Raw genomic sequence first — 14,373 nt, forward strand, 5'->3', positions numbered from 1 at the left:
CGCGATGGACTCAAGAACACCGTGGGGGACCAGACTTCCCGCGTTTTCGTTGACGACCATCGCGAGCCTGCTCGCTCCTACAGGGGAATGCGGTCGACTGTAGGAGCGAGCATGCTCGCGATGGACTCAAGAACACCGTGGGGGACCAGACTTCCCGCGTTTTCGTTGACGACCATCGCGAGCCTGCTCGCTCCTGCAAGGGGGGGTCACTTGGGGGTGCAGGTCAGGTTGATACGCAGCTTGATGATATTGCGGGTGAACTTGGCGGTGGCGTTTTTGTGCTTGCCTGCTGGCACGTCGATCTTGCGGGTGCGCGGCGCTTCCGGGCCATTGATGAACACCGCCTTGCAGCTTGCATCGACTTCGCCGTAGTTGGCCACTTGAATGGAGCCCATGTCGTTGTCCGTGTCGTAGGTGACGTAGTCGATCTTCATGCCGTTGAGGTCTTTCTGCACATCGATCGGGTAAGCAAACGCAGTCAGCGGCAGCATCGCCAGCACCACACAACAGAATTTTTTCATTCAGCAGGCTCCAATAGGGGCTGCCAGCTTAGGACAAGAGGAGCTCAACATGAAAGCGCCCCGCGTGACCCTTGATCAATGGCGAACGCTTCAGGCGGTGGTCGACCATGGCGGTTTCGCCCAGGCCGCCGAAGCGCTGCACCGCTCGCAATCATCGGTCAGCTACACCGTGGCGCGCATGCAGGACCAGCTCGGGGTGCCGCTGTTGCGCATCGATGGACGCAAGGCAGTGCTCACCGAGGCCGGTGGCGTGCTGCTGCGAAGATCCCGGCAACTGGTCAAGCAAGCCAGCCAGCTCGAAGACCTTGCCCATCACATGGAGCAGGGCTGGGAAGCCGAGGTGCGCCTGGTGGTCGATGCCGCCTATCCGAGCGCCCGCCTCGTGCGCGCCCTGACCGCGTTCATGCCGCAAAGCCGTGGCTGCCGCGTGCGCCTGCGCGAAGAGGTGTTGTCGGGTGTGGAGGAAGTGCTGCTCGAAGGCGTAGCGGACCTGGCCATCACCGGTTTCAGTATTCCCGGCTACCTGGGCGCGGAGTTGAGCGATGTCGAGTTCGTCGCCGTGGCCCATCCTGAACACTCGCTGCATCGCCTGAACCGCGGGCTGAACTTCCAGGACCTGGAAAGCCACATGCAGGTGGTGATTCGTGACTCCGGCCGCCAGCAGCCACGGGACGTCGGCTGGCTCGGTGCCGAACAACGCTGGACGGTCGGCAGCCTCGCCACCGCCGCGACCTTTGTCAGCAGCGGCCTGGGTTTCGCCTGGTTGCCTAGGCACATGATCGAGCGGGAACTGAGGGAAGGTACACTCAAGCTGCTACCGTTGGATCAGGGCGGCAGTCGCAACCCGAACTTTTACCTGTATTCAAACAAGGAAAAACCCCTCGGCCCGGCCACGCAGATTCTCATCGAACTGCTGCGGACCTTCGACACCGCGCCGCTGGACGCACCGTTCGCCGCCCCTGAACAAGCCTGACACGGAGTGTATGCATGGCCTATTTCGAACACGAAGGTTGCAACCTGCACTATGAAGAATACGGCCACGGCACGCCGCTGCTGTTGGTCCATGGGCTCGGTTCCAGCACACTGGACTGGGAAAAGCAGATCCCCGCTCTGTCGACCCGCTACCGGGTGATCGTCCCGGATATTCGCGGCCACGGTCGCTCCGACAAACCCCGCGAGCGCTACAGCATCGCCGGTTTCAGTGCTGATCTGGTCGCGCTTATGGAGCACCTCCATCTCGCCCCGGCCCATTACGTGGGCTTGTCCATGGGTGGCATGATCGGCTTTCAACTGGGAGTGGAGCAGCCGCAATTGCTCAAGAGCCTGTGCATCGTCAACAGCGCGCCCGAGGTCAAACTGCGCAGCCGCGACGATTACTGGCAGTGGTTCAAGCGCTGGAGCCTGATGCGCATACTCAGCCTGGGCACCATCGGCAAGGCTCTGGGCGGCAAATTATTCCCGAAACCCGAGCAAGCCGCGCTACGCCAGAAGATGGCCGAACGCTGGGCAAAAAACGACCGGCATGCCTATCTCGCCAGCTTCGACGCCATCGTTGGCTGGGGCGTCCAGGAACGACTTTCCAAAGTTACCTGTCCAACCCTGATCGTCACTGCCGACCATGACTACACCCCGGTGGCGCTGAAGGAAAACTATGTAAAACTGCTGCCCGATGCGCGGCTGGCGGTGATCGCCGATTCGCGACACGCAACGCCACTGGACCAGCCCGAAGAATTCAACCAGACACTGCTAGAGTTTCTCACCGCAGTCGACACCACCACTCAGGATCATTGACCCATGCTGAAAAAAATTGCCCTCGCCGCTGGCTCCGTTCTGTTTGCCGCCAACCTGATGGCCGCAACACCGGCAAAGGCGCCGCACGTTCTGCTGGAAACCACCAACGGCCAGATCGAAATCGAACTGGACCCGGTCAAGGCACCGATCAGTACCAAGAACTTTCTCGAGTACGTCGACAGCGGCTTCTACAACAACACGGTTTTCCACCGGGTGATCCCGGGCTTCATGGTCCAGGGTGGTGGCTTCACCCAGGCAATGCAGCAAAAGGAAACCAAGGCACCGATCAAGAACGAGCACAACAACGGCCTGGTCAACGTTCGTGGCACCTTGTCCATGGCCCGCACCTCGGTACCGGATTCGGCCACCAGCCAGTTCTTCATCAACGTCAAGGACAACGACTTCCTCGACCAGGGTGACGGCTATGCCGTATTCGGCAAGGTGGTCAAAGGTATGGACGTGGTGGACATCATCGTCAACTCACCAACCACCGTGCGTGCCGGCATGAAAGATGTCCCGGCTGACCCGGTGTTCATCAAGTCCGCCAAGCGAATCGACTGAAACCAGGCAGGACAAGGATGTCCGAGCCGTTGCCGGCACTGCCGGCAACGCTCAAACCGTTAAAAAGGAGAGCCCGTACGCGGGCGAAAAACCGATGCTTTATCGCCGCTTTGAAAAACTGATCGATATCTTCCGTGACGCGCCGACGGCGACTCCGCCGGACCGGGTTTTTCCTTTCTACACCTACTACCTCAAGCAGGTCTGGCCGAGCTTTGCCGCCCTCTTGCTTGTCGGCCTGGTGGGTGCGTTGATCGAGGTGGCACTGTTCAGCTACCTGAGCCGCATCATCGACCTGGCCCAAGGCACACCGAACGTCGACTTCTTCAAGGAACACGGCATCGAACTGGCCTGGATGGCGGTGGTTGCGCTGGTCCTGCGCCCGGTGTTCGTCGGCCTGCATGACCTGTTGGTGCACCAGACCCTCAGCCCCAGCATGACCAGCATGATTCGCTGGCAGAACCACAGCTATGTGCTCAAACAGAGCCTGAATTTTTTCCAGAACGATTTCGCCGGCCGCATCGCCCAGCGCATCATGCAAACCGGCAACTCGTTGCGTGACTCCGCCGTACAGGCAGTGGACGCCTTGTGGCACGTGCTGATCTACGCCATCAGTTCACTGGTCCTGTTCGCCGAAGCCGACTGGCGCCTGATGATCCCGCTACTGACCTGGATCGTCGCGTTCATCGGTGCCCTGTATTACTTCGTGCCACGGGTCAAGGAACGCTCGGTCGTGTCGTCTGACGCACGCTCCAAGCTCATGGGGCGCATTGTCGATGGCTACACCAACATCACCACCCTGAAGCTGTTCGCCCACACCAATTTCGAGCAACAGTACGCCCGCGAAGCGATCAAGGAACAAACCGAAAAGGCCCAACTGGCCGGCCGCGTGGTCACCAGCATGGATGTGGTCATCACCAGCATGAACGGCTTGCTGATCGTCAGCACCACCGGCCTGGCCCTGTGGTTGTGGACGCAGTCGCTGATCACCGTGGGCGCGATTGCCCTGGCCACCGGCCTGGTGATTCGTATCGTCAACATGTCCGGCTGGATCATGTGGGTGGTCACGGGGATCTTCGAAAACATCGGGATGGTCCAGGACGGCCTGCAGAGCATCTCGCAACCGGTGAGCGTGACCGACCGCGACCAGGCCAAACCCCTGGCCGTGGCCCGGGGCGAAGTGCGCTTCGAGAATGTCGATTTCCATTACGGCAAGCAGAGCGGAATCATTGGCGGACTCAACCTGACCATCAAGCCCGGCGAAAAAATCGGCCTGATCGGACCGTCCGGCGCGGGCAAATCGACCTTGGTCAACCTGCTGCTGCGCCTGTATGACGTGAAAGCCGGACGCATCCTCATCGATGGCCAGAATATCGCCGACGTCAGCCAGGAAAGCCTGCGCGAACGCATCGGCATGATCACCCAGGACACCTCGCTGCTGCACCGCTCGATCCGCGACAACCTGCTGTACGGCAAGCCCGATGCCTCTGACGCCGAACTCTGGGAAGCAGTGCACAAGGCCCGCGCCGACGGGTTCATTCCTTCGTTGTCGGACGCCGAAGGTCGCCACGGTTTCGATGCCCACGTCGGTGAGCGCGGAGTGAAACTCTCCGGGGGCCAGCGCCAGCGCATCGCCATTGCCCGGGTGCTGCTCAAGGACGCGCCAATCCTGATCATGGATGAAGCCACGTCGGCGCTGGATTCGGAAGTGGAAGCGGCAATCCAGGAGAGCCTTGAAACCCTGATGCAGGGCAAGACCGTGATCGCCATCGCCCACCGGCTCTCGACCATTGCACGGATGGACCGGCTGGTGGTGCTGGAAAACGGCAAGATCGCCGAGACCGGCAGCCATGCCGAGCTGCTGGCCCATGGCGGCTTGTACGCGCGCTTGTGGCAGCACCAGACGGGCGGGTTTGTCGGCATCGACTAAATCCTTGGCTCACACGGGTCCCCTGTGGGAGCGGGCTTGCTCGCGAAGGCGGTGTGTCCGTCAACATCTGTATTGACTGGCACACCGCCTTCGCGAGCAAGCCCGCTCGCACTACCTGTCCTGACAACAAGCCACCATGCCCATCAACCACGGGCATCGACGGTTTTTCCTGCCCACTGGAACTTTGTAAAAATCGTGCTGTACTCACCCAAGGTTCTGGAGATGGTTCTGCAGTCCATCTGCTGGATGCACAAGGCAGCAAAATCTCGAAAGGACACTCGCTCATGTCTTTGCTCAAACGTTCCGCTACAGAGTTGGTAGGTACCTTCTGGCTGGTGTTGGGTGGTTGCGGCAGTGCGGTACTGGCCGCCGCTTTCCCGGATGTCGGCATCGGTCTGCTGGGGGTTTCATTCGCGTTTGGCCTGACGGTGCTGACCATGGCCTTTGCCATCGGCCACATCTCCGGTTGCCACCTCAATCCGGCGGTGTCCCTGGGACTGGTGGTCGGCGGACGGTTTCCGGCCAGCGAACTGCCAGCCTATATCATCGCCCAGGTGATTGGCGGTGTGGTTGCAGCCGCCCTGTTGTATTTCATTGCCAGCGGCAAGCCCGGTTTCGAACTGGCCTCGGGGCTGGCGTCGAACGGCTACGGCGAACACTCGCCTGGCGGCTACTCGATGGTGGCGGGATTTGTCTGTGAGCTGGTGATGACCGCCATGTTCATCCTGATCATCCTCGGCGCCACCGATAAACGTGCGCCAGCGGGGCTTGCGCCGATTGCCATTGGCCTGGCATTGACCCTGATCCACCTGATCTCGATCCCGGTCACCAACACCTCGGTCAACCCTGCTCGCAGTACCGGCCCGGCGCTGATCGTCGGCGGCTGGGCCATCCAGCAATTGTGGATGTTCTGGGTCGCCCCCCTGATTGGCGCGGCAGTCGGCGGCGTGCTCTATCGCTGGCTGGGCAAGGAAGACAGCTGACCGCGGGTACTGCGAAGATCAGCCTTGCCGGTAAGGCAAGGCGGTCTTCGCTTCCTCGGCGTAGGCCAGTACCCCGACTCGCTCCTGCTGCAAAAAATCCTTCACGGCAGCCTTCAAACCCGGATGACGCAGGTAGTGCCATGAATGGGTAATGACCGGCTCGAACCCGCGAATCAGTTTGTGCTCACCTTGAGCCCCGGCATCAAAACGCTGGAAACCGTTGGCAATCGCGTAGTCCATGCCCTGGTAGAAACAGGTCTCGAAGTGCAGGCGATCAAATTCCGCCAGGCAGCCCCAATAGCGTCCGAAGAAGCTGTCGCCCCCCACCAGACTGAACGCCATCGCCACCGGGCGTGAGCCTTGTCTGGCCAGCACCACACGAATCGCCTGCGGCATGCGCTCGGCCAGCAGGCTGAAAAACTCCCGCGTCAGATACGGCATTTGCCGACGCACCGCGTAAGTATTGGCGTAGCAGGCATAGACGAAGTCCCACTGCGCCTGGTCCAGCTCCCGCCCCTCCAGCCATTCGAACTCGATGCCCTGCCCCGCCACCTGCTCACGCTCCTTGCGCATCTGTTTGCGCTTGCGCGAACTCAATGCATCGAGGAAATCCTGGAAGTCCCGATAGCCGCGATTCTGCCAGTGGTACTGGCAGCCAACGCGCTGCAGCCAGCCCGGTTGTTCGCTCAATGCAGCGTCGGTAAACGGGTCGGTAAAGTTGATGTGCGCGCTGGAGAGTCCTTCGATCTCCAGATAACCCGGCAAGCTGTTCAATAATTCGAAACCGTCTTCGAGCGTGGCGGCCATTAAGCGCGGCCCGCTGACCGGACTGAACGGGACTGCGGTCAGCAGCTTGGGGTAGTACTCGATGCCGGCACGCTCGCAGGCATCGGCCCAGGCGTGATCGAACACGTACTCACCGTAGGAATGCCATTTGCGGTAACTGGGCAGCGCGGCAACCAGGCGATCGCCTTCGACGTGCAGCAAATGCTCTGCCCGCCAGCCGGAATGTGGGCCAAGACTACCGCTGTCTTCCAATGCGCTCAGAAAGGCATGACGCAGAAATGGCTGATTTTCCGGCACCAGGGCGTCCCACGTTGCCGGGGCGATTTCGGAAAGACTTTGCAGGCATTGCAACGGCATCACCGTCCTCTCTTCATGACTTGGCAGCCCCGCGAGTATCGCTCATCGCCATCCATTGCACACGTGCAAAGGCATTGCAGCGCTCTAGCTCAAGGGTTCAAGCGTCTTTGTATCGTCATCGACTTGCCATCACATTGCCACCGCACTGTAATAATCGATCGCGATACTGGCGCCTGTTTTTAGAGCGCCGGGTTATACCCGGCCACTGTTTTCCGTCCCTTGTTGGTCGGTTGTGTCCTGGATGGCCCAGTCATCCTTTCTCATCTTCGGAGATTGATATGCGTCTTGTTTTCACGAAAACTGCGGCGGCCGTGTGTGGCAGCCTGTTGCTGGCCATGAGTATTCCGGCCAGCGCCGCAGTCGACGCCAAACTGCTCGACATGCTCAAGGCTAACGGTTCGATCACCAACGCGCAGTACAGCGAGTTGCAAGCGGAGCTGGCCAGGGATCAGAAGGACCAGCAGATTGCCCGCCAGGCTCAGCAAGAGACCAACGAGCAAATCGCGGCCACCACGAAGAAAACCAATGAACTGAGCACCTTCGACCAGAAGCTGGCCTGGGCGGCCAAGACCCAGTTCAAGGGTGATGTTCGCTTCCGCCAGGAAAACGTGCACAACGACGGCGTGTCTAACAACAAAGACCAGGATCGCCAGCGCATTCGCGCCCGTCTGGGGGCCTTCACTGAAATCAACTCGCAAGTCGACACCGGTATCCGTATCGCCACCGGCAGCAGCGACGATGCTCGCTCCACCAACCAGGACTTGAACAACTACTTCGACAAGAAGTCGATCTGGCTGGATCTGGGTTACATCGACTACCACCCGGACGCGATCAAGAACCTGCACCTGGTGGGCGGCAAGATGCCACAACAATGGGTGAGCATGGGCGACATCATCTGGGATAGCGACATCAACCCGGAAGGTCTGGCCGTGACCTACAAGTACCCGCTGAGCGGCAGCACCGAGTTGTTCGGCAGCGCCGGTCACTACACCCTCAAGGATAACGTCGACGGTGAAGGTGTGCAGTTCAAGCACGACCTGCGTCTGTACGCCGGCCAGTTGGGTGGGCGTTTCGCGCTTACCGACGACCTGAAAATGACCCTGGGCGGCAGTCTCTACGCCTACGATAACGATGACAGCAGCGCCTGCCCTACCAGCGGCACCGCAACTTCGCCGTGCGCACTGGCCGTCAACGGCAACAGCCCGGGCGAACAGTTCAAACTGTACGAAGGCTTTGGCCAGCTGGACATCGGCGGCCTGCCAATGCCGCTCTCGCTATACGGTCAGATCGTCAACAACAACGACGCCAGCAACGACCAGGACACTGCCTGGCTGGCCGGCGTCAAGACCAAGGTCTATGGCTTCGCACTCGACTACAACTACCGCGATGTACAGCGTAACGCGGTGGTCGGTGCCTTCACCGACTCCGACTTTGCCAATGGTTACACCGGTTCGCGCGGCCACAAGCTGAAAGCGAGCTACGAGCTGGACAAAAACTTCACCCTGGGCGCCACGTACTTCCTGGCTAACTCCGACTACACCAACGCCAGCAGCAACCAGAAAGATTCGGACATCAATACCTTGCAACTGGATGCCGAAGCGAAGTTCTGATTCACCCCGCTACATGACCCGGTCAAGGAAGCCCGGGTCGCACCCACAGCCTGACGTTGGTCTATCGGTCCCCATCATCCTCCGATAGGTCAACGCCGGGCTGTTTCTATTTGGGACAAACCTCTCCTGTAGGAGCGAGCAAGCTCCTACAACAACTCAGCGTTTACGCAACAACACGCTGCCAATCGAATAACCCGCGCCAAACGAACTCAGCACGGCCAGCGAGCCGGCGGCCAGGTCGTCCTGGTTTTTGTGGAACGCAATCACCGAACCTGCGGAACTGGTGTTGGCGTAGGTGTCGAGAATCACCGGCGCTTCCTGTTCAGTGGCGTCGCGACCGAGCAGTTTCTTCACGATCAGGTGGTTCATGCTGAGGTTGGCCTGGTGCAGCCAGAAGCGCTGCACGTCGCTGACGTTCAACTGGTTCTCTTCCAGATGGGTAGCGATCAGTTCGGCGACCATAGGGCAGACATCGCGGAATACCTTGCGGCCTTCCTGAACGAACAGTTTGTCCTTGGCACCAATGCCCTCTTCCGCAGCTCGGTTGAGGAAACCGAAGTTGTTGCGGATGTTGTTCGAGAACTTGGTCAGCAGCTTGGTGCTGACGATGTCGAACTGGTACTTGGACGTGGCCAGGTCGGCGCGCTCGATGATTACCGCCGTCGCGGCATCGCCGAAGATGAAGTGGCTGTCGCGATCGCGGAAATTCAGGTGGCCGGTGCAGACCTCCGGGTTGACCATCAGGATCGCCCGGGCCTGGCCCAGTTGCACGCTGTTGGCGGCGGTCTGGATGCCGAAAGTCGCCGAGGAGCACGCCACGTTCATGTCGAAACCGAAACCCTGGATGCCCAGCGCTTCCTGCACTTCGATGGCAATGGCCGGGTAGGCCCGCTGCAGGTTGGAGCAGGCGACGATGACGCCGTCGATATCCGCGGCAGTCTTGCCGGCGCGTTGCAAGGCTTGTTCGGCAGCGCCGATGGCCATCTGGCAGAGCACCGACCACTCATCGTTCGAACGCTCGGGCAGGCGTGGGGCCATGCGTTGCGGATCGAGAATGCCTTCCTTGTCCATGACAAAGCGGCTCTTGATGCCGGAAGCTTTTTCGATGAATGCCGCACTGGACTCGGTCAAGGCCTCGACTTCGCCACGCGCGATGGCGTCGGCGTTGTCGGCATTGAACTGGGCGACGTAAGTATTGAAAGACTGCACCAGCTCTTCGTTGGAGATGCTATTGGCCGGGGTGTAGAGGCCGGTGCCGCTGATGACGACGTTATGCATGGTCGTGTCTCTAATCTGTTCAGGCAGAAAGCATTGGCACCGACGTACCAACACACAAGGGGTCTATTCCCATCCAGGGGACGCAAACCTGGCATCGCTTTATCCGACCTGCCCGCAGCCGCGAAGGCTCTAAACCGCGGGGCCGGTATTTATAGGCGCGAAGTTTGCCATAAACGTCAGGTTTTCGCCCCTTTTGCGCGAGCAAACACCTACTTGTGTGGACTTATTTGGTGAAGGCCGATATAGGGTGAAGGGGCTTGTGTGGCGAGGGGGCTTGTCCGACCGCCGCACCGCCCCGTTCGGCTGCGAAGCAGCCGTAAACCTGCGCACTCGATGAAACCGATACACCGACGTCACAGGTTTTGGGCCGGCTTCGCCACCCGGCGGGGCGGTGCGGCGGTCGGACAAACCCCTCGCCACAGGCCCCACTCCACAAGGGTTAAGGCTCGACTTGTGCCCACTGCTTGTTCAGACGCTTGTCGGAAATCGGCACCTTGGTCCCCAGTTGCTGGGCGAACAGTGAAACCCGGTATTCCTCCAGCCACCAGCGATACAGCTCCAGCTGCGGGTCGCGCTTGCCTTCCTGGGCGTGCTTGCTGGCGCGGGCCTGGTATTGGCTCCAGAGACCGGACAACTCACCGCTCCAGACCCGGTCCCGCTGGACCTGAGCACCGATTTTTTCGAAACGCTGCTCGACTGCTTTCAGATAACGCGGCAACTCCTTGAGCCACTGCATCGGCGTTTCCCGGACAAAACCCGGATACACCAGATGACTCAATTGCTGCTTGATGTCGTTCAGGGCCACAGCTTGCGCCAGGTCGATCTTGCCCTTGAAGCGCTTTTGCAGACCGTGCCAGAGCTTGAGGATTTCCAGGGTCAGTTTCGCCAGCCGCTCGGCGTGCTCGGTCCAGGCCCCGCGCTTGCGCTCGGCCAATGACGCCAGTCCGGCACCGTCACGAGGCAGCGGATCTTCACCGTCGAGAATACAGCTGTCGAGGCTGGCCAGCAGAATGTCTTCCACCAGCGCATCGACACGCCCCATGTCGCGGTACAGCAGACCCAGGTCAGTCAGGCCCGGTAACTTGCTACGCAGGAACTTCGCCGGTTCAGCCAACTGCTGCAGCAACAAGCGCTGCAAGGCGCGGCGATGCTGGAATTCGGCCTCGGCCGGCGTCGAGAAGCGTCCTTCCTTGACCGTGCCGGCCTCTTCCACCAGTGCCGGATACACCGTCATCGACAGCCCGGCAATCTTCTGTTGGGTTTTTTCCGCCACGGCGGCAAACACTTTCGGCTCGACCGGCTGTTGGCTTTTCGCGGTTTGCGGCACGGCCAAGGCGGCTTGGCTGGCTTCGGCGAAGCGCGCAGTGAGTTCGGCCAGGTCGCGGCCTTCGCCGAGGAACTTGCCCTGGGCGTCGACAATTTCCAGGTTCATCCGCAGATGGTTTTCCACCTGCTGCTCAGCTTCTGCCCAGGCTTCGTCGCTGACCCGTGCCCCGGTCATGCGCAGCAACTCGCGTCCCAGCGCCTGGGGCAGCGAACCCTCGGCGAAGGTCATGCGTTGCAAGGCTGCCTTGACGAAGTCCGGCACCGGCACGAAATTCTTGCGCAAGGCCTTGGGCAAGTTGCGCACCAGGGCGATGCACTTGGCCTCGATCACCCCCGGCACCAGCCATTCCAGACGCTCCGGCGGCAGCATCGGCAGCAGCGGCGCCGGTACCCGCAGAGTCACGCCGTCGCGCGGATGATTGGGTTCGAAGTGGTAGCTCAGGGCCAATTCCAGATCACCGATGTGCAGGGTGTCCGGGTAATGCAGGGCGGTGACTTCACTGGCTTCGCGGGCCAGCACGTCTTCCTCGCGCATGATCAGCAACTGCGGGTCTTTCTGGCTGTTGATCCGGTACCAGGCGTCAAAGGTCGCGGTCTGGTGGATCTCTGCCGGCAGCCGTGCGTCGTAGAAGGCAAACAGGGTTTCTTCGTCGGCGAGAATGTCGCGACGGCGGGCCTTGGCTTCCAGTTCGTCGAGTTGCTCCAGCAACTGTTTATTGGCCGTCAGGCATTTGGCCTTGGACTGAATTTCGCCACGTACCAGGGCTTCGCGGATGAACAGTTCGCGCGACACCACCGGGTCGACCGGGCCGTAATGCACCGGCCGGCGACCGACAACGATCAGCCCGAACAAGGTGATCTGCTCGAACGCCACCACCTGCCCGCGCTTCTTCTCCCAATGGGGTTCGAAGTGGTTTTTCTTGATCAGGTGCCCGGCCAGCGGCTCGATCCAGTCGGCATCGATCTTGGCCACCATGCGCGCGTAGAGCTTGGTGGTTTCCACCAGTTCAGCGGTCATCAGCCATTGCGGGCGCTTCTTGCCGATTCCTGACGACGGGTGAATCCAGAAGCGTCGTTGACGGGCACCGAGGTAATCGCCGTCTTCGGTTTTCTGGCCGATCTGGCTGAGTAGCCCCACCAGCACGGCCTTGTGCAGTTTCGGGTAGTCCGCCGGTTCCTTGTTGAGGCTCAGCTGCATGTCACGACAGATCAGGCTCAACTGGCGATGGGAATCACGCCATTCGCGCAGGCGCAGATAATTGAGGAAGTTCTTGCGGCACCAGTTGCGCAGCGGGTTGGCGGTCAACGCCTGGCGCTGTTCCTCGAAACCGCGCCATAGATTGACCAGCCCGGCGAAGTCCGAGTCGGCGTCTTTCCATTGAGCGTGGGCCTGGTCGGCCGCTTGTTGACGCTCCGGCGGACGCTCGCGCGGGTCCTGGATCGACATGGCGCTGGCGACGATCAGGACTTCCTGCAGGCTGCCGAGTTTCGCCGCTTCAAGCAGCATGCGGCCCATGCGCGGGTCTACCGGCAGCCGCGCCAGTTGCCGTCCGAGCGGGGTCAGCTGGCTGTTGCGGTCCACCGCCGAGAGTTCTTGCAGGAGGTTGAAACCGTCACTGATGGCCTTGCCATCCGGCGGCTCGATGAACGGAAACGCGGTGATTTCACCGAGGCGCAGATGCAGCATCTGCAAAATAACCGCCGCGAGGTTGGTGCGCAGGATCTCCGGATCGGTGAATTCCGGGCGACCGAGAAAATCCTCTTCGCTGTACAGGCGCACGCAGATCCCCGGCTCGACCCGCCCGCAACGGCCCTTGCGCTGGTTGGCGCTGGCCTGGGAAATCGCTTCGATGGGCAGGCGCTGGACCTTGGCGCGGTAGCTGTAGCGGCTGATGCGCGCGGTGCCGCTGTCGATCACGTAACGGATACCCGGCACGGTCAACGAGGTTTCCGCGACGTTGGTTGCCAACACCACTCGACGGCCCGGGTGCGACTGGAAAATCCGCTGCTGTTCGGCCGGCGACAAACGCGCGTACAGCGGCAGGATTTCGGTGTGCTTGAGCTGGGCCTTGCGCAGCATGTCGGCAGCGTCGCGAATCTCCCGCTCGCCGGGCAAAAACACCAGCACGTCACCGGGACTGCGGCGTTCGCTGCGCTCGAAAGCGGCGATTTCGTCGAGGGTGGCAAGGATCGCCTGATCCACGGTCAGGTCGTCCTCGACACGGTTGCCCTCTTCGTCCTGCTCCAGGGTCAGCGGGCGATACCAGGTGTCCACCGGGAAGGTACGCCCGGAGACTTCGACAATCGGCGCATCGTCGAAGTGCTTGGAGAAGCGCTCCAGGTCGATGGTCGCCGAGGTGATGATGACTTTCAGATCCGGACGGCGCGGCAGCAGGGTTTTCAGGTAACCGAGCAGGAAGTCGATGTTGAGGCTGCGTTCGTGGGCTTCGTCGACGATGATCGTGTCGTAGCGCTCGAGGTAGCGGTCGTTCTGGGTTTCCGCCAGCAGGATGCCGTCGGTCATCAGTTTGATCAGCGTGTTGGAGTCGCTCTGATCCTCAAAGCGCACCTGATAGCCAACCAGCGCGCCCAATGGCGTGCCCAGTTCCTCGGCAACCCGGCTGGCGACGCTGCGCGCGGCAATTCGGCGCGGCTGGGTGTGGCCGATCAGGCCATGCTGGCCGCGGCCGATTTCCAGGCAGATCTTCGGCAACTGGGTGGTTTTGCCCGACCCGGTTTCACCGGCAATGATCAACACCTGATGCTTTTCCAGTGCCTTCTTGATTTCGTCGCGCTTGGCGGCGATTGGCAGGCTGTCGTCGTAACGAATCACCGGCAGGCTGGCCTTGCGCGCCAGCACCTGATCACAGGAGGCTTGCATGCGCGAAACCCACTGGGCCAGCTTGGCGTCGTCGGGTTTCTTGCGCAGCTCAAGCAGTTGCCGCCGCAGCCGGTGGCGGTCGGCGAGCATGGCGTGATCGAGGTTTTTCAGCAGTTTGTCGATGGAGGGCGATTCGTCGGTCATCGGGTACGCAATTCAGTCGTCTAGTGGCGCAGGTTGCGGATTGTCGCAGATTTGGGGGATTTGTGGCGTGTCAGGGGGATTGCTACCCTCACCCCAGCCCTCTCCCGGAGGGAGAGGGGGCCGATTGTGGGTTGCTTTAGACGTGCATCGACCTGCGAGTGCTTTGTTGAATCCATTATTGCCAAGACTTCAGAAGCACATCGACTGT

General features: G+C 60.8%; 10 protein-coding genes. 6 read left to right on the forward strand and 4 right to left on the reverse strand.

Going from position 1 to position 14,373, the window contains the following annotated elements:
* Positions 1-206: 206 nt before the first annotated feature.
* Positions 207-521: a 3-phosphoglycerate kinase gene (locus AC07OG_RS15750; RefSeq protein ID WP_218425827.1), complete on the reverse strand. Its 315-nt coding sequence runs from the start codon at positions 519-521 to the stop codon at positions 207-209.
* Positions 522-570: 49 nt separating this feature from the next.
* Between AC07OG_RS15750 and AC07OG_RS15755 the strand changes: the two genes are divergently transcribed.
* The 5 genes from AC07OG_RS15755 to aqpZ all read left to right on the forward strand — a co-directional run bounded on the left by AC07OG_RS15755 (position 571) and on the right by aqpZ (position 5,783).
* Entirely contained in the window at positions 571-1,494 is a 924-nt protein-coding gene (locus AC07OG_RS15755) for a PA3225 family LysR-type transcriptional regulator (RefSeq protein WP_060541309.1), read from the forward strand.
* 14 nt (positions 1,495-1,508) lie between these two features.
* A complete protein-coding gene (locus AC07OG_RS15760) occupies positions 1,509-2,312 on the forward strand; it encodes an alpha/beta fold hydrolase (RefSeq protein ID WP_495067429.1) in 804 nt (267 codons plus the stop codon).
* A gap of 3 nt (positions 2,313-2,315) precedes the next feature.
* Entirely contained in the window at positions 2,316-2,873 is a 558-nt protein-coding gene (locus AC07OG_RS15765; protein ID WP_060541307.1) for a peptidylprolyl isomerase, read from the forward strand.
* Between the two features lie 94 nt (positions 2,874-2,967).
* The gene (locus AC07OG_RS15770; protein ID WP_495067430.1) at positions 2,968-4,800 is read left to right on the forward strand and encodes an ABC transporter ATP-binding protein; all 1,833 of its coding nucleotides are present in this window, start codon (positions 2,968-2,970) and stop codon (positions 4,798-4,800) included.
* Between the two features lie 284 nt (positions 4,801-5,084).
* Positions 5,085-5,783: an aquaporin Z gene (gene aqpZ / locus AC07OG_RS15775; RefSeq protein ID WP_218425829.1), complete on the forward strand. Its 699-nt coding sequence runs from the start codon at positions 5,085-5,087 to the stop codon at positions 5,781-5,783.
* Positions 5,784-5,801: 18 nt separating this feature from the next.
* On the opposite strand, the gene AC07OG_RS15780 is transcribed toward aqpZ, so the two are convergent.
* Complete coding sequence (locus AC07OG_RS15780) at positions 5,802-6,926, reverse strand: GNAT family N-acetyltransferase (protein ID WP_495067431.1); 1,125 nt, start codon at positions 6,924-6,926, stop codon at positions 5,802-5,804.
* A 278-nt stretch (positions 6,927-7,204) separates the two neighbouring features.
* Here AC07OG_RS15780 and AC07OG_RS15785 point away from each other — a divergent pair, with 278 nt between their 5' ends.
* The gene (locus tag AC07OG_RS15785; RefSeq protein WP_060541303.1) at positions 7,205-8,536 is read left to right on the forward strand and encodes a putative porin; all 1,332 of its coding nucleotides are present in this window, start codon (positions 7,205-7,207) and stop codon (positions 8,534-8,536) included.
* A gap of 156 nt (positions 8,537-8,692) precedes the next feature.
* Here the strand turns inward: AC07OG_RS15785 and AC07OG_RS15790 are convergent, their stop codons facing one another.
* Both AC07OG_RS15790 and hrpA read right to left on the reverse strand, forming a co-directional pair.
* On the reverse strand, positions 8,693-9,814 hold the full coding sequence (locus tag AC07OG_RS15790) for a beta-ketoacyl-ACP synthase III (RefSeq protein WP_495067432.1): 1,122 nt from the start codon (positions 9,812-9,814) through the stop codon (positions 8,693-8,695).
* A gap of 439 nt (positions 9,815-10,253) precedes the next feature.
* A complete protein-coding gene (gene hrpA, locus AC07OG_RS15795; protein ID WP_060541301.1) occupies positions 10,254-14,165 on the reverse strand; it encodes an ATP-dependent RNA helicase HrpA in 3,912 nt (1,303 codons plus the stop codon).
* Between the last annotated feature and the right edge of the window lie 208 nt (positions 14,166-14,373).

This window comes from Pseudomonas sp. GW821-FHT09H03, from assembly GCF_059415945.1.

Excerpts from the sequence above, each read along its gene's own strand:
- AC07OG_RS15750 (WP_218425827.1), bottom strand. The coding sequence starts at position 521 with ATGAAAAAATTCTGTTGTGTGGTGCTGGCGATGCTGCCGCTGACTGCG.
- AC07OG_RS15755 (WP_060541309.1), top strand. The coding sequence starts at position 571 with ATGAAAGCGCCCCGCGTGACCCTTGATCAATGGCGAACGCTTCAGGCG.
- AC07OG_RS15760 (WP_495067429.1), top strand. The coding sequence starts at position 1,509 with ATGGCCTATTTCGAACACGAAGGTTGCAACCTGCACTATGAAGAATAC.
- AC07OG_RS15765 (WP_060541307.1), top strand. The coding sequence starts at position 2,316 with ATGCTGAAAAAAATTGCCCTCGCCGCTGGCTCCGTTCTGTTTGCCGCC.
- AC07OG_RS15770 (WP_495067430.1), top strand. The coding sequence starts at position 2,968 with ATGCTTTATCGCCGCTTTGAAAAACTGATCGATATCTTCCGTGACGCG.
- aqpZ (WP_218425829.1), top strand. The coding sequence starts at position 5,085 with ATGTCTTTGCTCAAACGTTCCGCTACAGAGTTGGTAGGTACCTTCTGG.
- AC07OG_RS15780 (WP_495067431.1), bottom strand. The coding sequence starts at position 6,926 with ATGCCGTTGCAATGCCTGCAAAGTCTTTCCGAAATCGCCCCGGCAACG.
- AC07OG_RS15785 (WP_060541303.1), top strand. The coding sequence starts at position 7,205 with ATGCGTCTTGTTTTCACGAAAACTGCGGCGGCCGTGTGTGGCAGCCTG.
- AC07OG_RS15790 (WP_495067432.1), bottom strand. The coding sequence starts at position 9,814 with ATGCATAACGTCGTCATCAGCGGCACCGGCCTCTACACCCCGGCCAAT.
- hrpA (WP_060541301.1), bottom strand. The coding sequence starts at position 14,165 with ATGACCGACGAATCGCCCTCCATCGACAAACTGCTGAAAAACCTCGAT.